This window comes from Ruegeria atlantica (assembly GCF_013032005.1).
GTDB lineage: Bacteria > Pseudomonadota > Alphaproteobacteria > Rhodobacterales > Rhodobacteraceae > Ruegeria > Ruegeria atlantica_A.
Genome location: NZ_WQBE01000003.1, coordinates 157,578 through 179,837 on the forward strand (window position 1 = coordinate 157,578; position 22,260 = coordinate 179,837).

14 protein-coding genes are annotated in these 22,260 nt (G+C 56.6%); 9 read left to right on the forward strand and 5 right to left on the reverse strand.

Annotated elements, in window-relative coordinates:
• Positions 1 to 8: 8 nt before the first annotated feature.
• The gene (locus GOX21_RS08355) at positions 9 to 2,048 is read right to left on the reverse strand and encodes a beta-propeller fold lactonase family protein (protein ID WP_170376914.1); all 2,040 of its coding nucleotides are present in this window, start codon (positions 2,046 to 2,048) and stop codon (positions 9 to 11) included.
• A gap of 156 nt (positions 2,049 to 2,204) precedes the next feature.
• On the opposite strand from GOX21_RS08355, the gene GOX21_RS08360 reads away from it, so the two are divergent.
• From GOX21_RS08360 to GOX21_RS08380, 5 genes are all read left to right on the forward strand, one after another.
• On the forward strand, positions 2,205 to 6,101 hold the full coding sequence (locus tag GOX21_RS08360; RefSeq protein WP_170376916.1) for a beta strand repeat-containing protein: 3,897 nt from the start codon (positions 2,205 to 2,207) through the stop codon (positions 6,099 to 6,101).
• A 56-nt stretch (positions 6,102 to 6,157) separates the two neighbouring features.
• Complete coding sequence (locus GOX21_RS08365; RefSeq protein ID WP_170376918.1) at positions 6,158 to 6,976, forward strand: SapC family protein; 819 nt, start codon at positions 6,158 to 6,160, stop codon at positions 6,974 to 6,976.
• 106 nt (positions 6,977 to 7,082) lie between these two features.
• A complete protein-coding gene (locus tag GOX21_RS08370) occupies positions 7,083 to 8,327 on the forward strand; it encodes a TolC family protein (RefSeq protein ID WP_170376920.1) in 1,245 nt (414 codons plus the stop codon).
• Positions 8,324 to 10,471, forward strand: coding sequence for a type I secretion system permease/ATPase (locus GOX21_RS08375; protein WP_170376922.1), 2,148 nt, complete (start codon positions 8,324 to 8,326; stop codon positions 10,469 to 10,471). Before GOX21_RS08370 ends, GOX21_RS08375 begins: the two co-directional genes overlap by 4 nt.
• Positions 10,455 to 11,765 (forward strand): HlyD family type I secretion periplasmic adaptor subunit, encoded by a 1,311-nt coding sequence (locus tag GOX21_RS08380; protein WP_170376924.1) that lies wholly within the window; start codon positions 10,455 to 10,457, stop codon positions 11,763 to 11,765. The genes GOX21_RS08375 and GOX21_RS08380 overlap by 17 nt, the downstream gene beginning before the upstream one ends.
• Positions 11,766 to 11,831: 66 nt before the next feature.
• On the opposite strand, the gene GOX21_RS08385 is transcribed toward GOX21_RS08380, so the two are convergent.
• From GOX21_RS08385 to GOX21_RS08400, 4 genes are all read right to left on the reverse strand, one after another.
• Entirely contained in the window at positions 11,832 to 13,598 is a 1,767-nt protein-coding gene (locus tag GOX21_RS08385) for an ABC transporter ATP-binding protein (protein ID WP_170376926.1), read from the reverse strand.
• Between the two features lie 270 nt (positions 13,599 to 13,868).
• A complete protein-coding gene (locus tag GOX21_RS08390) occupies positions 13,869 to 14,570 on the reverse strand; it encodes a response regulator transcription factor (protein WP_170376928.1) in 702 nt (233 codons plus the stop codon).
• Positions 14,570 to 16,435, reverse strand: coding sequence for a hybrid sensor histidine kinase/response regulator (locus GOX21_RS08395; RefSeq protein WP_254428491.1), 1,866 nt, complete (start codon positions 16,433 to 16,435; stop codon positions 14,570 to 14,572). The genes GOX21_RS08390 and GOX21_RS08395 overlap by 1 nt, the downstream gene beginning before the upstream one ends.
• Before the next feature lie 94 nt (positions 16,436 to 16,529).
• A complete protein-coding gene (locus GOX21_RS08400) occupies positions 16,530 to 18,062 on the reverse strand; it encodes a sulfatase-like hydrolase/transferase (RefSeq protein ID WP_170376932.1) in 1,533 nt (510 codons plus the stop codon).
• Between the two features lie 274 nt (positions 18,063 to 18,336).
• On the opposite strand from GOX21_RS08400, the gene GOX21_RS08405 reads away from it, so the two are divergent.
• The 4 genes from GOX21_RS08405 to GOX21_RS08420 all read left to right on the forward strand — a co-directional run bounded on the left by GOX21_RS08405 (position 18,337) and on the right by GOX21_RS08420 (position 22,235).
• A complete protein-coding gene (locus GOX21_RS08405) occupies positions 18,337 to 19,449 on the forward strand; it encodes an ABC transporter permease (protein WP_254428492.1) in 1,113 nt (370 codons plus the stop codon).
• A 1-nt stretch (position 19,450) separates the two neighbouring features.
• Positions 19,451 to 20,266 carry an ABC transporter ATP-binding protein gene (locus GOX21_RS08410; protein ID WP_170349998.1) on the forward strand — a complete coding sequence of 272 codons (816 nt, stop codon included), beginning with the start codon at positions 19,451 to 19,453 and terminating at the stop codon, positions 20,264 to 20,266.
• A 5-nt stretch (positions 20,267 to 20,271) separates the two neighbouring features.
• Positions 20,272 to 21,588, forward strand: coding sequence for an MlaD family protein (locus GOX21_RS08415; protein WP_170349997.1), 1,317 nt, complete (start codon positions 20,272 to 20,274; stop codon positions 21,586 to 21,588).
• A 95-nt stretch (positions 21,589 to 21,683) separates the two neighbouring features.
• Positions 21,684 to 22,235, forward strand: a complete 552-nt coding sequence (locus GOX21_RS08420; RefSeq protein ID WP_254428493.1) for an ABC-type transport auxiliary lipoprotein family protein — start codon at positions 21,684 to 21,686, stop codon at positions 22,233 to 22,235.
• Positions 22,236 to 22,260 lie beyond the last annotated feature (25 nt).

Consider the following 22,260-nt stretch of genomic DNA (forward strand, 5'->3'; position numbering starts at 1 on the left):
CTGCGGTTTCAGACCGGTTCGAGGTTGCCCAGAAGGATCGAAGTCATATCGGTGCTAATCACATTGTCGACCACAGTGACATCGACACCGGTTTCATAACTGACATTGATCTCGGTAATCCCGGACAGGTCTGCGTCATCATCAAGGAAAACCCATTCCGCTTCATGCGCGGTGGGCAGACCTACGGCAATTTGCAAAATAGCCAGCGCATCCAACGCATTGACCATTCCGTCCTGTGTAATATCGGCCGCGATCAAGTTCTCGGGCGTGGCCGGACCCCAGGTCGGGTCCAACCCGACCGACATGCGCAAGACCTGCAACGCATCCAACGCTGTGATCTCATAGCTGGCCGTCGAATAGGTCTTGATGATATCCAACTCCCCCTCGAATGTGCCTGACGGCAAATCCAGATCGAACCGCCCCTCGTCATCCGCCCTGAAGCTGATGGTTCCGCCGCCATCCGGTGTAAATCGAATCTCAGCATCCGACAGGCCAGGATTCGCGGTTTCGGAGTTGACAGTCACAGTGCCCTGCACCCCATCCGAGCTGCCAGGATCCAACCCACCAAAATCGCCAAAATCGACAGGGATATGATCCGGCCCGCCAAAGCCCGCACCAAAGACTTCGGCGATGGTCAGGGGCCCTCCGGTTGAAGAGTTGATCACAATGACCTCATCGAGAAATTCAATCTGCGCCCCCTGCGCCGTGGCTGTGAACATCAGTTGCCCTGGAGTGCGCAGCAGCGGATAGTCGAATAAATCCAACCGGTCGGTTCCGGCCTGAAAACCGTTAATTGTTGTGGGGTCACTGCCGTATTGCATAACAAAGATATCCGCGCCGGCACCCCCATGCATGGTTGTTGCGCCGATACCTGCGATCAGAATGTCGTCACCTGCGCCACCCATCAGGGTTGTTTCGAGGATACTGCCACTGAGCATGTCATTCTGCGCAGTTCCCGTCACCGTACCAAAGCCATCGCGCACGATGCCCAAATCCGCAATCGAAACGCTGAGTTGCGTCAAGCCTTCATCCTGTTGAGCGCCGACAAGAATCTGAAGCTCGTCCCCGACATGGGCAACACTCAATGTTTCGACATTCTGCAACCCGCTGTGAATAGTGTCGGCAAAGCTGTCCTGATGCACCAATTGCCCGCCGGGTGTCAGCGTGAAAAGGGAAACGCCATCATCGCCGCCACCAGCAACAACAAACACATGCCCGTCAGCCTCGATCACGGCTAAATCCTGAACCGTTTCGAACCGTGTATGCAAGGAATCCAAAACATGATCCGTGGGGATCAATCGCCCGTCACCCGCTAACTCCATAACGCTCAGCGAGTTGCTGCCTGCCCCCGCCACAACGACCCAGGATTGGCCATAGGCTTGCACCACTTCGACCGCCGTCGGTGAAGCAATCCCTAAAGTCGCTAGCGCGTCGCTGTTGTCGACCACTGTCAGCACACCGGTGTTTTGATCGACATTGTAGGTGCTGATCGTGCCAGTGGTCGCGTCGGCTGCAATCACGAAATGATCCGCCCCGGCTTGCAGAACTTGCATCGAATCAGCCTGCCCCGCGATCGACGCCGACAGGCTCAATGTGCCGTCCCCGTTCACGGTATAGGTTGCAATCTGCCCTGACGATTCGTGCGCGATGGTCAGAATATCGCCGAACTGCATTAGGGCCGATATATCTCCGCCGCCGGTCAGTGTCCCCGTTTCCTGAAGCGGGCCTACGGTTCCATCTGGGTTCAGGTCATACCCGATCAATCCAGTCGCCGTACGTACATCCAGAACAAGCTGATCGTCTCCGGCCAGCGTTACAGGCATACCGATATCGCCAACCTGAAACGTGATCGTTCCACTGAAAAATTCGGTGTCTTGCAATTGCGGCAGCGCACCTTCGACCAGCTTCCAAACCGCGATACCGCCGCCCGGACCGGTCACGCTGTACAGATACGTGACGTCATTAAGCGTTTTTAAAGCCGTATGGCCGATACCTGAATCGAGCGCTGCGCTCCCCGTTGCAACCACTCCTTCGAACTGAAGCATCATATCCAATCACCCCACGCCACACCCGGCACCGATTACAGGATGATCCAATGCCCAGTCCGAAACCAAAGCTGAAATGTGGAGAAAACGAGGAGTTCGGCTTCAGTTTAACTCAATTTTTTCTGGTCCGACCGCATGAGTCACCGAAGAGAAAGACAGATGAACAAAACCTGGATCCTTCGAGCGGATGCGGAAACCACATGTGAGGGCAAGATGACCAAAGAACCTGAATCCAAGATCAACCCGACCGATGCTCAGCCTGATACCGAACGCAAGCGACACATCCGCCAGTGGATTGACGGCAAGATGCGCCGTTGGGCCGGACGTGGCATTGTTGGCGGGCTCGGGTCAACGATCCTCGCGCTGCCCGCCCTGGCGCAGGCCACAATCGAAGAGCTTTATGCGTTCCAATTCGCGGAAACGATTCCTGGCGTAAGATCCGTCAAGCTGTTGGACAATGGCGACGTTCTTTTGAAATTGGCCGATGGTCGCAAGATGGTTGTCGCCGCTGAAAACGTACAGGTGCTTGATAGTGGCGCAATCATGATCGCCGAAGACGCCGTGTCCGAGATTGCCCAGTTCAGCCTGGCAGAGGCCGGAGGCGCCGCAGCGGCAGGAGGTCTTAGCGGCGCAACCGCGGCGCTGGGTGGTCTTGGTTTGGCGGGTGCTGCAGCGGCTGCCGGGGGTGGCGGCGGCGGTGGCGGAGACGACGATACCGAACCGTCACCTGCACCTGCGCCTGCACCGACACCCAGCTATCCGGTTCTCAACTTGGCAGGTTCGCAGGGCGATATGCTAAGCACGGCACGCACTGGACTGACTGCACCAGAGGGTACTGAAACTGTCGAAGTGACGATCGGATCGCTCACCAAAACAGTAACCCCCGAAGATGACGGAAGCTGGAGCCTTTCGCTGACTCCTGCCGAAGCCGCAACCTTGCCACAGGGCGTGCAAACCGTAACGGTCCGCAATCTCAACGCCGAGGGCACGGAATTGTCAGCAGAAACAGTGACATTTGCCGTGGATACCATCCCACCGACCCTGACCATTACAGGGTTTTCGGACGGGGCGGTGATGAATGCCTCGGAACAGACCACCGATCTCAACGTAGTCGGGACAACGAACGCCCAGGACGGGCAAACCGTAGTCGTCTCGATCAACGGACAACCCTTCACCGGTACTGTTGCTGGCGGACAATGGAGCGTATCGGTCCCTGCCGCCAATCTGGCGACCCTGCCGGACGGTGCCACGATTGCGGTCACCGCAGATGTCAACGATCAGGCAGGCAACTCGGCAACACAAGCCGATGCCAGCTTTGATACAGACTTTACCGCTCCGGCGATTACTCTGGACCCTGTTGCCGGCGGGTCTATCGAATTGATCGATGTCACCGCCGACCTGACTCTGACAGGGTCAACCACAGCCGTCGACGGTCAGACGGTTTCCGTCACATTTGACGGTCAAACATATTCAACCACGGCCACGGGCGGCGCATGGAGCGTAACAGTCCCAAGCGCCGATCTGACCGGGCTATCGACGGGTGTTCCGGCAACCGTCAATGTCACGGTCAACGATGCCGCCGGCAACATTTCGGTCCCGGCTTCGGCTTCTGTTCCTGTTGATTTGACGGGCCCGTCTATCTCCGTTTCTCCACTATCCGTTGGCGGGGTTCTCAACGCGGTGGAGGTTGGGTCCGATCTGACAATCTCGGGATCGACGGCCAATGTTGAAGACGGCCAGCAGGTCACCGTTACCTTGAACGGCCAAACCTATACTGACACGGTCTCGGGCGGGAGTTGGAGCGTGACAGTTCCGGCCGCTGACCTGGCATCCCTGGCTGATGGAGGAAGCTTTGCGGTGACTGCTGACGTTTCCGATACCGATGGGCTGGCAGCACCTCAAGCCAGTGTACCGCTTACCAAAGATGCAACCGCCCCGACCCTGTCCATTGACAGTTTTTCGGATGGCGCTGTTCTGAACGCGACCGAGCAGGGAACAGACTTGACCATCACCGGTTCGACCACGGCCGAAGATGGGCAACTCGTGACGGTTTCAATAAACGGTCAAACCTATACCGGGGCGGCCTCGGGTGGCGCATGGTCTGTCACTGTTCCTGCGGCGGATCTTGCCGCCTTGTCTAACGGTGTCACCGTTCCGGTCACGGCAGACGTGTCCGACACGGCGGGAAATCCGGCGATCCAGGCCAGCAACAGCTTTGATACAGACTTTACCGCCCCTTCGATCAGCGTCACAGGCCTGTCGGATGGCGCCGTCATGAATGCCGTGGAACAAGGCACAGACCTGACTGTCAGCGGTACCTCTGACGCCGCAGACGGCACGGTTGTCACGGTCGAAATCGCCCGACCCGACGGAACCGTGGATGTCACGGGCACCGCTACGGTCAATAGCGGCAGTTGGAGCTATACAGCCTCGGCTGCAGATCTTAGCGCATTGCAGGATGGCGTATCATATGATGTCGATGCTTCGGTAACCGACGCGGCAGGCAACAGCGCGCAGGACACCACAAGCTTTGCCACTGATTTCACTGTTCCGACAGTGACTCTCGACCCCTTGCCGGTTGGAACCGAATTGGACGTGACCGAGCAAGGCAGCGACCTCACGATCTCGGGCACGACCAGTGCCGAGGATGGGCAAACCGTTTCCGTCAGCCTGAATGGCCAAACATATACCGGCACCGCGTCGGGTGGTTCCTGGACCGCAACCGTCCCTTCCGTTGATCTGGCGGCCCTTGCAGACAGTACGGGCTATCCGATCTCAGCCAGTGTAGCCGATCAGGCGGGAAACCCGACCACCTCGGCGACCATCACATTGACCACTGACCTTCGGCCCGTGTTGGCCATAAACCCCGTCGGTTCAAACGGCGCTGTGTCGTTGGCCGACGCGCAGGCGTCAGGTGTAACCGTATCGGGCACATCTGCCGGACTAAGTGCAGGTCAGGCGGTGGACGTCACCCTGAACGGCAGCCCCATCGGTTCTGCAACGGTCGCCGCAGATGGAAGCTGGTCTCTGGCAGTACCTGCCTCGGATTTCTCGGGGATTAACGCAGGTGACGACCTTGATTTCGCCGCCGACGCAACTGTTACCGGCGGTCCGGACCCCCTGACCGCAAACGATGACAATACGGCCCATGAACCAGCCGCCTATGTCGTCACACAGGCCGGAATCAGTGGAAACACTGTGACTTTCGAGATCTACGCAGATGCGGATCGGGATATCTCAAGCGGTCTTGCAATGACGGCAGAGCTGGGCTTTGACCCATCCGTCGTAACCTTCGACACTGGGTCGGATGTGGGCAACGGGGCATTCGATTTCTTCGTGTCCAACCCGATCGGAGGGAACGTGATCCGCTTTGCCGGTGCAGCAACCACCTTCACGGATCTGAACCAGCCTCTGGTTACATTCGAGATGACCATAGTTGACCCAAATCAGCCCATCGAGTTGACGATTACGACCCCGGATGGCGGTCCAAGCGTCTACCAGATTGGCACCAGCGGTGACGACACATTGGTAGCCTCTGATGTGGATAATTTTATCCGTGGTCAAGACGGTGATGATGCGATTGACGTTTCGGACGCTGGGCGCGACGTCATCATCTTCGAAGCTGATCCAGCCGCAAACGGCGTCGATACAGTGACAGGCTTTACAATTGGCACCGCGGCCGAAGTGTCTGATGCCGTGATGTTCAGCGGCCTAAGCTTCGGAACACTTCGCGGAGATGGCACCGATGTCGAGACACTGGCCGTCGGTGACGCCATCGGCGCAGATACCGGGGTAGTCGGTCTGACTACGGTATTGGGCGACCTGTCTGATAACACGATCGAAACTGCAGTTGAAAGCCTGACAGGGATTCAAACTGGCGACGAGATATACGTGATGGCGACGGATGGGACCGACAGTGTGCTGGTCAAAGTCGACTATACCGCCCCGAACTCTGCAACGGTTGAAACCGTGGCGCAATTCTCCGGATTGGATGACCTAAGCGGTTTGAGTGCGGACAACATCCTGCACACCGACCCCACCGGGGCCACAGCCTGATCAGAAATTCGGCTGCCGCCGTTTCTGGCGGCAGTCATTCAAATCACGGGGTAAAAATGGCGCAAAATGGCCTGGTTCCAGTCACCTTTTCCCGGCATGGGCGGCGTTACTGGACACGTTTCATGTCTTACCAATTCGCGGCCAATCGCGCTGAATGCGCAATTGTCTTTCAAGAAGCTCAACAAGCGGCCGCCACTTTTCCCATTTTGTTCAAGAAAACAGCCAGAGGTTATGAGCCAACCGGTATATTGTCCGTTCTCAAAGATAGGCCTACCCCATTTGTATCGCAGGCGGGCCGGTGGCTTGCCGCCTATGTGCCCTCAGCTTTACGTTGCTATCCTTTTCAGGCCGCACCTACCGGTCGCAAAAAGGCAGATCAGGCACCTCTGTTTCAATTAAATGTGGATGAATCCTCTGGGTTGCTAAGCGAAGACCCAAAGGACGAAGCATTTTTTGACAATACCGGAGCCGTTTCACCTGCCTTGCGTGAGGTGAAAATCTTTCTTCAAGCCCGCGCTGCGGCCTGTGAGGCAACCCTGGCCCTGTGTCAGATCATCAATAGTCTTAGGTTGTTCGAACCAATTGCGTCACATGATGGGATACCGCTGCCGCCCGACAAGTTTGGGGTGTCAGTCCAGCGGCTCAAGACTTTGTCGCAGGTTGAAAAGCTGAAACTGGTCGATTCGGGTGCTCTTTTCTTAATCCACGCGCATCAGATTTCACTGTCACATTGCGGGTGGTTATCCCGGGCTCATCAACAGCTTGCACAGCAAAACCCGCAAGAAAAATACACGGAAAATTCAGATATTTCCGGTTTCCTCTATGCCATGGCCAACGCTCAGAATGACGACTTTCTTGGAACCAATGGGGTGTGAAACACCTATGCCAATACATGATCGCAGAGTAAAATTTGTAGCTTTAATCTGTCTCGCCGCGTTGTCTTCGGCTTGCACGCCCGCACCCGATCTGACGGGCGTTGAAATGTCGCTTTCCCGCGGCTCAGTGGGCGCGGGCGCGAACGCTCCTTCACCGCGGCTTGCGCAAAGTGCATTTGGTCAAAAGGTTCGGGTCGCTGTCGAATCCAACCCCGACTTGGCGCAGAGCGCAACTCGACTTGAAGTCGCTGCTGCCAATGAGGACGCCGCCAAAGGGGCGTTCTTGCCGCAAGTGTCCATCGGCGTAAACGCACGATCCGAGCGCATTGAAGCGAATATTGCTGACGTTACCCCCTATTTGCGAATTTCGCAGCTAGTCTATGACGGCGGCGCGGCCTCGAATGACCTGGCTGCCGCAAAAGCCCGCGTGCTTCAAAGCCGGGGCGACCAGTTGCAAACCGCAGCGGCAATCGCGCTTTCGGCAATCGAGGCCTATGTTGTGGTTCTTGATAGGCGAAAAATCCTGGGCATATCGGAACAGAACGTGTCGGCTCACGAAGAAATGCTTCGCCAAATAGCCGAGCGAACCGCGCAGGGTGTAGGTTCAAATGCGGATGTTCTGGCGGCCCGCTCTCGCATGGCGGACGCGCAGACAAGATTGGCGGATGCTGAGGCCAGACTAGATCGTGCGGATGCTCAGTTTCGCGAATTTTTCGGCTCTGCCCCCGGGGTATTGCCCCCTCCGGTTGCGGCCCCAAAACTGTCGAGAACTGATGCTCAGATCGTGATGGACAGCCCACAGGTTCGGCGGGCGGATGCAGCGCTGCTATCCGCAAAGGCCGAGCAGGCTGCTGCTCAATCCCGGCGTCAGCCTGGCGTTCAGGTTGCAGCCTTTGCTGATCGGGATGATAGCAATGACGCGAATTTCGGCGTCGACCTGTCATTCAATTTCGAGATCGACAGCACAGGACAGCGCCGCGCTGCAATTGCGGCGGCAGAGGCACAGGTCAAAGAGGCTGAATTCACACGAGAATCCGTAATCCGAGACATACGGCGAGAATTGGAATTTGTTCGCTCGGATCAGCAAGCTGGCGCAGTGCGGCTGCAGGCCGCCCGCATCGCAGTGCAGGCCAACGCCGACAGTGTCTCAGCAGCACGCGAGCAATTCACAGTAGGACGGCGTAGTCTGATCGAAATCCTGGACGCGCAACGAGATTATGTGAACGCTCAGGAAAGATTGATCCTGGCTGAGCAGAATTTCTTCCTGACCAACTATGCCGCGCTCAGCCTCACTGGTGACATTCTGGACCTTCTGGGGATTTCATCGGCCAAGTGGGGTGAGGGTCTATGACACAACTGCTGCCAATTTCACGAGACCCCGAGCTTGCGCCTTTGGAAAAATGCCTGTTGCACGTCGCGGCTCAACTGGATCGGCCGATGACAAGCGCCACTTTGTATGCCGCGCAATCAGGAACGACCGGGGAACTTACCCTCCGTGACGCTATCGAAGTGGCACAAAGGGCTGGTTTGCAGGCCGGATACGGCAAACGAAAGCTGCGGGATTTCGACACCCAACTGGCACCAGCACTTTTGCTGTTGCAAGACAATAAAGCCGTTGTTTACCACGGTCGTTCGCCCGATGGGCATCTTTTGATTTTCGACCCTGAGCTTGGGGCTGGTATCGGTGAAGTGTCAGAAGATAAATTGAGGCACATTTACACCGGATATGCCATTCTGTTTCGCCGCAATTATCGCGACGAAGTATCAAACAGAGATTCCTCATATTCCGGGCACTGGTTCTGGTCGGCAATGGTCGCAAACCGATGGTCTTACACACAGGTTATTCTGGCCGCAGCGCTCGCCAATCTGCTTGGCCTTTCAACGTCGATCTTCATCATGGTGGTTTATGACCGCGTTCTACCCAACGAAGCGACTGAATCCCTGATTGCGCTGACCGCTGGCGTCGGCCTCGCACTAGGCTTCGATTTCATCCTAAAGCTGTTGCGCGCCGGGTTCATTGATCGCGCCGGGCAAAAGGCCGACATGCTGATGGGGCGTCGTGTGTTTGACCAGGTTCTGAACATCCGAATGAAATCGCGTACAGGCTCGACTGGCGCCATGGCCAGCACAGTTCGTGAGTTCGAAACTCTACGCGAGTTCTTTACTTCGGCCACGCTGGTTGCGCTGGTTGATCTGCCGTTTATAGCGCTGTTCATCTTTGTCATTCATCTGGTGGGTGGACCGCTGGCGCTTATCCCGGCCCTCGCGGTTCCAATTGTGTTGCTTGCGGGAATTGCCGTTCAACCAGTTTTGGCACGCCTGGCAGAGAAAAGCTTTTCAGACGGGCAATCCAAGCAATCCGTTCTGGTAGAAACGGTTTCAGGGCTTGAGACCATCAAAACCACCGCAGCGGCCAGGCAAATGCGAACCCGTTGGGAAAATGCGATTGAACGACAATCGTCACACGGCGCGCGAAGCCGCACGGTGACGCAATTTGCCCTGAATCTGACCGGTTTCACCCAACAGGCTGCACAGGTTTTGATCGTCTTCTATGGCGTGTTTCTGATCACCGACGGTCAGGCCAGCATGGGGGCGCTGGTTGCCTCGGTCATGCTAACGGCGCGCGCTTTGGCCCCGTTGGGACAGCTTGCCCAAACCTTGACCCGCGTCAACCAGGCCCGAAGCGCTTACCGCAGTCTGGATGCCTTGATGCAGGCCGAAAGCGAAAGGCCACTAGGGCGCAATTGGGTAAGCCAAAACGGCTTCGAAGGTCGGATCTGCTTCAAGGATGTTCACTTCGCCTATCCCGATCAGCCCGAGGACACTTTGGCCGGCGTGTCATTTTCAATTGAACCGGGTGAGAAGGTCGCGATTTTGGGGCCAATCGGCTCGGGTAAAAGTACTGTGGCCCGGCTGTTGCTTGGACTTTACCAGCCGCGCTCGGGGTCGGTTCTGCTGGACGGGGCAGATATCCGGCAGATCGACCCTGGTGATCTGCGTCGAAACGTCGGGTCGATCCTACAAGATATCTGGCTGTTTTCTGGCACGGTACGCGAGAACATAAACAGCGGCACCGTCAGGCCACGCGATCAGGACTTGATCCATGCTGGGAAGGTGGCGGGGGTCGAGGATTTTATTGCCCATACCCCCAATGGGTATGACCTGAAATTGGCGGAGCGGGGTGAAGGTTTGTCCGGCGGTCAGCGGCAAGCCATTGCTTTGGCCAGGGCACTGGTCGGACGACCTCCGGTCCTGTTGCTGGATGAACCGACCAGCGCGATGGATGTAAAAACCGAGGCCGAAGTGATCCGTCGCCTGAAACAGGCAACGCAGGACACAACGATGGTCATCGTCACGCATCGCACCAGCCTTCTGGAGCTGGTGGATCGGGTCATTGTGATCGAAGGCGGGCGCGTGGGCGCAGACGGCCCGAAAAGCTTGCTGGCCCAACACGTCCGCAAAACACGGAGGCACCTGAATGTCGCGGCATCCTGATCTGGCCACACTCGCGCGTGAAATACGTGGACGCTCACCTCTACGTGGATCTCTGCTTTTGTTGGTGATTACGTCCTGTCTCATCGTGCTTGGACTGTGGGCGCATCTCACCGTATTGGACGACGTGACGCGCGTTGACGGTCGGATCGTGCCTTCGGCTGACATTCAGGTGATCGAAGCCACTGAACCCGGCGTATTGCAATCCCTGAAAATTCGGGAAGGGCAAGTGGTTGAAAAAGGAACGCTGCTGATGGAGTTCGAAACCACCCAGATCGACAGTCAGCTAAACCAGGAACAACAGCGTGCATTCGGGCTGATGGCGCGCACCCAACGTTTGCAGGCAGAAATTGACGGGACCGAACTGAGGTTTTCGCCGAACCTGATCAAAGGGTCCCCCGAGGTCGTGCATTCGGAAACCGCGCTGTATCAGGGGCGCCAATCCGAATTGCGTGCTGAAATCGCAATTCTTGAAAGGCAGCGCCAGCAACGCCAACAGGAATACGAGGAAGGGCTGGTGGATCGTGTGACAGCAGATCAGACGCTTAAGTTGCTGGCCGAAGAACGCTCGATGATGCAGCCATTGGTGGAAAAGAAAATGGAGCCAGCCACAACGCTTTTAACGCTCCGCCGTGGTGAGGCCGAATGGGAAGGCCGCAGAACGCGGGCCGTGGCCGCGACCAACAGGCTGAAAACTGGTCTAGACGAAATAGAAGACCGCATCCGTGCAACGCGCAGCCGGTTTCGCAGCGCCGCGCTGACTGATCTGGCGTTGGCGACCACAGAGCTTGCGGCGTTGCAGCCCATTCTGCCAGCACTGCGCAACCGGGCCGATAGAGCACAGGTGCGATCGCCAGTTCGGGGTATCGTGAACCGGGTGCATCGCAGCACAATTGGGGGATTGGCCCGCAGTGGAGAGGAATTGATTGAAATTGTGCCCTTGAACGACACCTTGCTTGTCGAAGCCTATGTGCGGCCAGAAGACATTGCCTTTCTTCACTCAGGGCAGCCGGTCAAGGTCAAGATCACAGCCTATGACTTTGCCCGTTATGGGGCTTTGAACGGTCAAATCACGCGCATCGGTGCAGACACGATCACGCGGTCCGAACGCAATGACGAAGAAGTTTTTGTCGTAGAAATTGAGACCAGCAACTCGATGCTGGATGCCAATGGTCTGGCCGTTGAAATCATCCCCGGCATGATTGCTGAGGTTGACATTCTGTCGGGCAAAAAGACGGTAATGGAATACCTTCTGCAACCTGTGGTCAAAGTCAAAGACAGGGCACTGCGCGAATAGGTCAAAACGGGCTAAGCCCGGTTATAGGTCCACGTTACTGACCAGATCTTACAGAATGGGCGGCTGTCAGGACACCGGTTGTTTGAACTGCTTGTCAAACAATTTCCGGAACACCCCATCGTTCTCGACCAAAGTTTCCAAGTTGCCTTCCTCAATAACCTCACCGTCCTGAATGACAATGATCTTGTCCGCTTCCAACACGGTAGACAGCCTGTGGGCGATTACAATCGTTGTGACATTCTCTGTCAGCTTGTCCAGCGCGGTTTTCACAAGGGTTTCAGATTCTGCATCAAGGGCACTGGTGGCTTCGTCCAGCAACAAGATTTCAGACTTTCGCAGAATTGCTCGTGCAATGGCCAACCTCTGTTTTTGCCCGCCAGACAAAAACGCGCCGTTCTCACCCACTTGCGTGTCATAGCCGAATTGCATCTTGCTGATAAATTCATGTGCATGGGCGGCCCGCGCGGCTTCGGTCACCTCTTCGTCGGTGGCCTCGGGACGCGCAAATCTGAGGTTCTCCATAATCGAAGCGGAAAACAGGAACGTTTCCTGACCAACATACGAGATCTTTTGGCGCAACGAGGCAAAGCTTGCCCCCTGTAGATCCTGCCCGTCTATTTCAACCGTTCCGCTATCAGGATCATAAAAACGCATGATCAGGCCAAATATAGTAGATTTTCCGCCACCGGACTGACCAACAAGAGCCGTTGTCTTTCCAGCCTCAAATGTCACGTTCATATCCGAAATGACATTGGGGTTTCCCTTGTACCCAAAACTGAGATCCCTTAGCCGAATTTCACCCGGTCCAGATTCCAGCGGTTTGGCATCGGGGCTTTCCCGCATGGGCTCTTCTTCGTCCAGCAAATCAAACATCAGGCCGATCGGAACCAGCGCCGTTTCAATGACAACGCGCATCTTCGACAAACGTTTTGCCGGCTCGTATGCCATCAACAGCGCCGTGATGAACGACATCAGCTGACCTGCGGTGGTTGGGCCGCTTCCTGCGATACCTATGGTGCTGATCACCAGAACCCCGGCTATGGCCAGGCCCGCCAGAAATTCCATCAACGGGCTAGCGACCGATTGCAGTTTCGAAATCGAGTTCGCCCGTTTTTCAACCGATCTGATCGCCCCATTCATCCGTCCGACCATATGATCTTCGAGAGCAAAGACCTTGATGATCGTAATACCCCCGGACGTTTCTTGAAGAACCTTGATGATCTCGGACAGGGCCGCCATCTCGGACTGCATGATCGAGCGAACGCGCTTGAGCAGGAAACGAACACTCACCAATGCAACCGGGCCCACAACAAAGAACAGCACGGACAATAAAGGCTGCTGATAGACCATTACGAAAACCAGACCGATCAATGTCAGTAAGTCTCGCACAAAGCTGGTGACAACGACGTTGACCAGCCGTCTGGCCGCCTGAGCCCCCTGCGTCACGCGCATCAAAAGGCCCGAGGATTCGTTTCTGGAGAAAAAGCCCACACCGCGCTTGATCAGCTTGGCATAAAGACGTTCTTGTTGAACGGCAATGATGCGGTTCCCAGCCCGCGCCAAAAACACTGCCTGTACGTAAGATGCAGCCGCCTTGCCGAAAAACAGCGCAATTACAGCCCCGGCAACCAGAAAGACCTGCGAGCGCATCTCAGGCTCGGTCATGGTGTTGACGATGTTTTCCATCATCCACGCGGTACCGGCAGTGGTTGCAGCAACCACAACCATGGCCATCATCGCGATCCCATACAACCAGCCCTGGCTGCGCAGGCTTTCGCCCAGCAAACGGCCGATATGACCGGATTGCCATTTGGCCAAGGTTTTTTTGATCATTCTACTCTCCAAAACCCTTAGCTGTTCCGATACCCGGCAGCGTCATGGTCTTAACCCGCATTGCACCGGCAACCCCCGGACAGGATGGTGTTAGTTATGCGCGACTGCGCCAAGAATCCATAGCCCGCGCGCAGATAATAAAAGCGATGTGTTCCAGCTGACATCAGGTTTAGGATTTTGTCCTATATTTCGTGTAACGAAGTGGTTTTGCTAAATTATTCACAACATGAGCTCTAGTATAAGACCGCCTTCCAGCTATTGATAGGCGCTTTACCGCCACTCGACGTCCCCCAGAAAAATGTAACCTGCGCCATAGATGGTCTTTATCAGGCGCGGGTTTTTCGGATCTTCGCCCAGCTTGGTGCGCAACCGAGAGATGCGCACATCCATTGCCCGGTCAAAGCTGTCGCCAGCCGCGCCGCCCAGTGCCTCTTGCATCTGAGATCGGCTGATCAGGCGTTTCGGGCTGTCCAAAAACAATCGCAGAACTTCCCCCTCCGCATGGCTGAACGGTGTCTCTGCGCCACTGGCATCGATCAGTACATAGCGGTCAAAATACGCAGTCCAACCATTGAACATCGCCACATCCGACTGCGAGGTCTGCTGGCGAGGGGACCGCAATCTGGCCCGAATGCGGGCCACAACCTCGGCCGGGTCGAACGGCTTGGTAATGTAATCATCCGCCCCAAGCTCTAGCCCGGTCACACGATCTTGCACCTGCGCCCGACCTGAGATGATGATCACCGCTGCCCCCTGTTCCAGTGCCAGCCGATGCACCAACGCCAATCCGTCCGTATCGGGTAGAGACAGATCAACCAAGCACACATCCGGCGTCACACGTTTCAGCGCAGCCTCGAATTCCCGCGCCCGGGCAAAGCTTTGGGTGCGGAATCCGGCCTCTTCCAGCGCGTCGGTCAGAACAAGTCGGATTTCGGGTTCATCATCGACAATGGTGACCAGCGGTTGAGTCATCAGGTGCCCTCGGTTCGGATCAGGGCGGACAGCTGTGCCCGCGTAAATGGTTTACTCAGGACCGGCGCCAGTGTCAGCGCTTGCCGGTGCAGCGGGTCAGAATAGGGCAACGAGGTCATCAAAATACACGCCAAGCCTGGCTTCAACTGCGCCAACAGGTCAAGACCCGTCCCCTGCCCTTCCAGTCGGATGTCTGACAGTACCAGCGCGATATCGTCAATATCCGCCGTCAAAGCCAAGGCTTCATCGACCGAGGTTGCCTCGATCACCGAACATCCAAGATCGACCAGCATATCGCGGAACTGCCCGCGCAGATCATCATTGTCTTCGACAAGCAGGACCAGCCCATCCTGCACCGGCGGGGCTGGACGATAGGGCAAACGCATGGCCACCGCTGCGCCCGAAGGCGTGTTGCGCAGGTTCAGGTCTCCGCCTGCCAGTTTTACAGTATCATAGACCATCGGCAGACCCAGCCCCGATCCTTTGCTGCCCTTGGTCGTAAAGAAAGGGTTCAGGGCTTTCTCCAAACCTTCCTCGGAAAAACCCGGTCCGGTATCGGTGACCGCAATTTCAATCCAGATCTCTCCGATCTTATGCGCGCTGATCGTCACCTGACCAAATCCACCACAGGCATCGCGCGCGTTCAGAACAAGGTTCAACAAAGCGTCCTGCACCATGCCCGGGTCCAGCATCAGCGCCTCATCCGGCAGAGTGTTGACTACCGACAGGCCGACGCCGCGTGGTAGGGATGGCGAGGCGAGGATGCGTAAGTCTTCCAACAAGCCGCGCATGTCGGTTGCTTTTGGTTGAAATGTTCGGTTGCCGGTCATATCCGCAATCCGGTTCAGCAATTGCCCGCCCCTCAGCGCGGTTTGCTGGGTCGCGGCCACAAGCTCTCGCGCGGCTTCGGACAAATCCATCTTTTCCAACCGGGACTGCATACCCAGAATGATGGTCAACAGGTTCGAGAAATCATGCGCCAACCCGCTAGTCATCTGCGCCGCCATGGCCCGGCGACGTGTCTGTTGCAAGGCCACACGCGCCTGCGTTTCCTCGGTAATATCGACAGACATCACATAGACGCCCCCCTCACCATCTGGTGAAAACGACACGCGGATGCGGCGGGAATCCTGATCCTCTGTGAACTCGAACACCGACGTTTCACCGCCATAGGCTTTGAGCAGGTAAGGTTCTACACGGGTAAAGGCCGCAGCACCCAACGCGTCAGATATGTGCATATCCAGAATTTCAGAAGGTCGGCCCGGCATGACCGAGCTGAGCCGTCGGTTGGAGTAATCATACCGCCCGTCCGGATTCAGATGGGCAATATGGGCCGGCATCATCTCGGTTGTCATGCGTGTGCGGGCTTCGATCTCGGTTAGCTGACGTTTGGCCTCTTCCAGCGCAGAGTTGGTCGCCGCGAGTTTCCGGTTGGCTGCCAAAAGCTCCTCGGCACGGTCCAGCAATTGATCCGACAGTTCCTCGGACCGGGCACGCAGCAGGGCCTCGGCCTGTTTGGTGTTGGTGATATCGGTGTAGACGGATACCCAACCGCCTGTGGGCAAAGGCGCACCTTCGACCGAAATCACGCAGCCGTTGGCGCGCACACGTTCCATGTAATGAGGCTCGAACGCCAGCGCCTGTTGAACCCGCTGTGCGACGGCATCCTCGACATCAGTAACTTCACCATATTCACCGTGCGCAACCAGATAGCGGATCGTGTCGGCGAACAGCGCTCCGGGCTGCACAAGTTCATCCGGCAGGTCGAACATATCCTGAAAACGGTGGTTGCTGACCACAAGCCGCAATTTGCTGTCGTAGATCGACAGGGCCTGACCGATCAGGTTCAGACCCGCACTGGTCATCGACTTTATCTGTTGTTCAGTTATGTCCAAATTCGCCCTCTCCGCGAACCATGCGTAGCATCGGTTTCGTCACAGGTGTATAGGACAGATTGGATCAGTACCGCGGTTTGGACTTTGCCCCATCCGGCGTGATGGAATGCAGCGACAGCGTATGGTCCATGTTTCGCATCCGATGCCGCAACATTTGCCGCCCCAAACGCGCCAGGTCCACCGCATGATCGGGGTTGCTTGCAACATCCTCCAGCTCGCCCTTGCCGTCGTGATCGAAAAGCAACGGCGGCAAATCAGCAGCAAATTCGACCAAAGTGAACCGGTCGTCGCGCAGAATGCCCAAACACGAGTCGCTGTTGCCCGTGCCCAATTGCTGTTGCCACAACGTAGGGTTTTCGGGCTCCGAGAAATCAAGCTCGCTAAAAGAATAGCCGCGCCAATCCTCAGGTACTTCGCCACGCAAAAGCGGCAACAAGGACCGGCCATCCATCGCATTCGGAACCGTCTGACCAACCCATTCAAGGATCGTCGGGGTTATATCGACCGACTCGGTTGGCGCAGACACTACCTTGCCCGCCTGAGATTCATTACCCGGCACCCGGATCATCAGCGGCGTATGATAGGCCGCGTCATAGACTGTCATCTTGCCCCAGCTGTGCCGATCACCCAGCATCTCGCCGTGATCGGCGGTGATCACCAGCAGCGTATCGTCGTATTGCCCGCTGTCTTTCAGGTACTGGATAACGCGACCGACATGATGATCCACTTCGGTTGCCAGCCCCAGATAGACCGAGCGCAGCGTCTGGATATTCTCAACCGTGGGGTCAACGTGATCGAAACCAAGCACGAAATCCGCAGCCGTCTGCTTGTCCATCGTTGGACCAAAGAAAGGATGCATCGCCCGCTCTTCAGTTGCATCAGAGCTACCCGCAGGCAGTGGCAATGACGCCGGATCGTACATGTCATTGTACGGCGCGGGGGCAACCAGCGGTGGGTGTGGTCGGATATAGGTCAAATGGGCAAACCAGTTCTGGCCCTTGAGCGGGGCAAGACTGTTCAGGAATGTGTCGGTCAAAAAGGCCGTGTCGCTGTCTTCGGCCCGGTACAGGGCCGGATCATTCAGGCGCGGTGCATCTCCGGTCGGTGACACCGGTTTGTGAACGTCCCAGTAATCGTCAAAGCAGTATCCTTTCTGCATCAGGTGGGATCGCCACGGGTAGGATTCCTCCAACCGCATCTCGACGATTTCATCAAACCCGGCCATCGGGTTCTCATAGGATTTCAGAACCGGGTCACCTGCGTCATGCACACGCGGATCGGCCGAGGTATCGGTATAGCCGAACAGCATGGGCAGGTAACCGGCCTTACGCATCTCGGTCGCGATATTGGGTGTGTCGTGCCGCAGCGGTGTGCCATTGCGGACCGAGCGGTGATTCATCGCATACTGCCCAGTCAGGATCGAGGCCCGCGAAGGCCCGCAAGGATTGGTGACCGAAAAGTGGCGGTCAAATGTCACGGCCTCATCCATGAAAGCCCGCATGTTCGGTAGATCGACGTGATCCGCAAGGGCACCGTTCAGGCAATCTGCCCGCAACTGATCAATAATGATGAACAGGACATTTCCCGTGTGCTTCATGACACTTACCTTGATTCCAACGAGGCGTTTCCGCTGCAGACTGTGACTTGGTTCCGTGGTCGCGGCAAGCCGTTCATCGCGCTGATATTTGAGCACGCTTTTTTTCGTATCACGTACAAAAAACAGTCATTTAAGGGGATGGCGCACATGGCTAGCGTCAGGCGGACCCAAATTGTCACACCCCTGCTATGGTATGGCGGCAAATCTGGTCACAGCGTAAAAATCCGTTGCAGCACAAAGTGGTTTCACATCACATACGACCATGACGCAGCCCATGATACATTCGGAACATGACGCCGACGGCGTCTGCCTGCGTATTTCGGGTGAAATGCTCACCAAATCTCTGGCGTCAGTAGAACAGGCTTTTGCCTCAACTCAACCCCAGGGTGGCAACGTCACGTTTGATCTGTCTCAGGTCGAGGCGCTGGATACCGGTGGCGCATGGCTGGTTGCCGATTTGGCCCGGCGAAACCGGGCCGTAGGCGCCGAGGTTCGGTTCGAAGGGTTAAGCCCGGCTCAGTCCGCCCTGTTGGACACTGTAGCCAAGAACTTACCTGACGATCCCGGTATCGAAGCGGAACACCGCAGTTTTGTTGATTGGGTCGCCAGCGTTGGTCAAGGCACAGCCGGTGCCTGGAAAGACACCCTTTCGATGCTGGGCTTTCTGGGCCTGACCCTGCATCGGTTGGCCCGCACCATTATTATGCCATGGCGGTTGCGACAGGCAGCGCTGGTATCTCAGATGGAGGAAACGGGTTTTAGGGCCATCCCGATTGTTGCCCTGATGGGGTTTTTGATCGGCGTTGTACTGGCCTTTCAGGGGGCCACTCAGCTGAAACAATTCGGGGCCGAGATTTTCGTGGTCGAACTGATCTCGATCTCGGTGCTGCGCGAGCTGGGCATCCTGCTGACGGCCATCATAGTTGCGGGCCGGTCCGGGTCGGCTTTCACCGCGTCAATCGGATCGATGAAAGTGCAGGAAGAGATCGACGCCATGCGAACGCTGGGCCTCGACCCGATCGAAGTGCTGGTGATCCCGCGCGTCGTCGCTTTGTTGATCATGTTGCCGATCCTGGGTTTTATTGCGGATATGGCCGCCCTGATCGGTGGGGGTTTGATGAGCTGGATTGATCTTGGCATCAGCCCCGGCATGTTCGTGACGCGGCTGAAGGAAAGCACCGGCATCTGGCATTTTGCCATCGGCATGATCAAAGCCCCGTTTTTTGCCGTGGTCATCGGCGTTATCGCCTGTTGGCAGGCAATGCAGGTGAAGGGATCGGCTCAGAGCGTCGGCCAAAGAACAACAGCCTCCGTTGTGCAGTCGATCTTTATGGTAATTGCACTGGACGCGCTGTTTTCGATCTTCTTCTCGGTGTTGGAGGTCTGACATGGACGGGAGCGTGCTTGAAAAGACCTCGGAAACCGGCGCTCAGCGCGAGGCAGTGATCCGCGTTCGCAATCTGACCAACCAGTTTGGAACGCAGGTGGTGCATCAGAACCTTAACCTGGACGTCTGGCGCGGTGAAGTATTGGGCATCGTTGGCGGATCGGGCACCGGCAAGTCGGTGCTGTTGCGCACGATTGTTGGGTTGAACAGACCCGCCGCAGGCAGCATCGAAGTATTGGGTGTCGACGTCCTGAACGGGCCCGAACAGGAACGTCGCCGCATCGAACGGCATTGGGGCGTGGCCTTTCAGGATGGCGCGCTGTTTTCGTCTCTGACAGTTTTGCAGAACGTCATGGCCCCGCTGCGCGAACACACCGGGTTAAGTGAAAAGCTGATGTGTGCCCTTGGCAGCCTGAAGATCAGCCTTGTAGGTCTGCCACAACTGAGCTGCGGCAAGTTTCCGTCAGAACTGTCCGGGGGTATGCGCAAACGCGCAGCCTTGGCCCGCGCACTGGCACTGGACCCCGAGATCGTGTTTCTGGACGAACCCACTGCGGGGTTGGACCCGATCGGGGCGGCGGCTTATGACGAGTTGATCGGCGAGTTGCAACACGCGCTGGGGCTGACCGTGTTTATGGTTACGCATGATCTCGATAGCCTCTATGCCATTTGCGATCGTGTCGCAGTGCTGGCCGAAAAACGCGTTCTGGTTGAAGGACGGATTGAAGAAATGACCAAAGTCGACCATCCTTGGGTGCAGGAATACTTCACCGGCCCCCGGGCGCGCGCGGCGCAAAAGAAGGGGCAGGACAGGTAGAGGCCATGGAAACCCGAGCGAATTATATCCTGATCGGCGCCTTCACCCTTGCGGGTATCCTTGGCGCATTCGGCTTTTTCCTATGGTTGGCGAAATTCGAGGTGTCGCGGCAATACGCCTATTATGATGTACTGTTCGACAACGTATCTGGCCTGTCTGCGGCAGGCGGCGTCAGCTACAATGGTCTGCCGGTCGGTCAGGTTATTTCGCTGAATCTGGACGAGGACGACCCGTCCAAGGTACGGGTCAGGCTTGAGGTCGACGCAGACATCCCCGTAACCGAAGACACAATTGCGCAGTTGCAATCACTGGGTGTCACGGGCGTTAGTTACGTGGAACTGACCGGCGGGTCCGCCAGCGGCACAAAACTGCCACAAGACAGTGTGATTAAAAGCAAGCGCAGCGCCATTCAATCGTTGTTTGAAGGCGCCCCGAAGGTGCTGGACGAGGCCGTTACCCTGCTGGAAAACCTCAATGCCGTAGTCGATGACAAGAACCGCAAATACGTCAGCGACATTCTCGACAATTTGGCTTCCGCTTCAGGCAAGTTGGAAAAGACGCTTTCGGATTTCGAAAACCTGTCGACGGACCTTGGGGGCGCCGCCAAAAAGCTTGGCGATTTCACAGATCGACTGGATCAGTTGGCCGACACCGCCGAAACGACCCTGACAACCGGCACGGATACGCTGAAAAGCGTGAAAACCGCATCGGACTCGGCAACCGCAACTCTCGACAGCGCCAAGGTCACAATCGAAACAGCGGATCGCATAATTCAGGAAGATATCCGTCCCTTCATCGAACGCGCCACAAACCTGGCCGAGAACCTGAACGGTCTGACGAGCGAGGCCGAAGTCTCGCTGGCGACTATCACCGAGACATTCTTGAATGCAAATAAAACGCTGGGGTCAATCACGGGTGCGATGGACACGGCAAAAGGCACGCTGACCTCGGCAGAACGTGCCTTTGACTCGGCCAACAAAGTCATAACCGAAGACGTCGGCACTGTAATGAACGACATCCGTACAGCCGCAAATGAGGTATCCGCGACTGTGAAGAACGTCACCCAACGTCTAGACGACATATCCGCCGATATCCTGAGCGCATCGAAATCAGCCTCGGAACTGCTGGGCACCATCGACGGTATCGTCCAGGACAACCGCCGTCAGCTATCCGATTTCCTGCGGGTCGGTCTGCCGCAGTTCACCCGCTTTATCGAAGAATCGCAACGACTGGTCATCAGCCTGGATCGTCTGGTGGATAAGGTCGAACGTGATCCCGCGCGTTTCCTTCTTGGAACCCAAGCATCGGAGTTTCGCCAATGATTAGGCATTTACTTGTGGTTCTCGCCCTGGTGTCGTTGGGGGGATGCGCGGGGCTGGGAACGCTCAGGCAGGCATCAAAGCCTAATGATTTGTACTTGTTGACACCAAAAAGCACGTTTTCGTCTTCGTTGCCGCGCATTCAAAAACAGGTCGTGGTGCAGGAACCAACGGCCACCGCAGCCGTCAACACCGATCAGATTGCAATTCAACCCACACCGTTGCAGGTCCAGTATCTGCCTCGGGCGCGTTGGGTGGACCGCGCGCCGCTGATCGTTCAGGCGCTGCTGGTGGAAAGCTATGAAAACAGCGGCAAGGTGGCTGCCGTTGGTCGTTCGACCGTTGGGTTGCGCGCGGACTATGTCATCGTTCCGGACTTGCGGGAATTTCAGGGCCTTGTGATTGCCGAAGACGACGGATCGTCAACTGTACGGGTCGAAGTTCGAATGAACATCAAGATCATCGACGAGTTCGAAGACAAGATCATCGCGTCAGATTCCTTCCGGGAATATGTGGTCGCCGCCAGCGATAAAACTCCTGATCTGGTCCGAGCGTTCGATGATGCGTTGGGCAAGACCATGCGGGATGCGGTGGAATGGAGTGTGCGCAAGATCAACACCCACGCCGCGAATAATTCTGATCGATTTTAGGGTAGGTAAACGGGCGCTCTTAGGT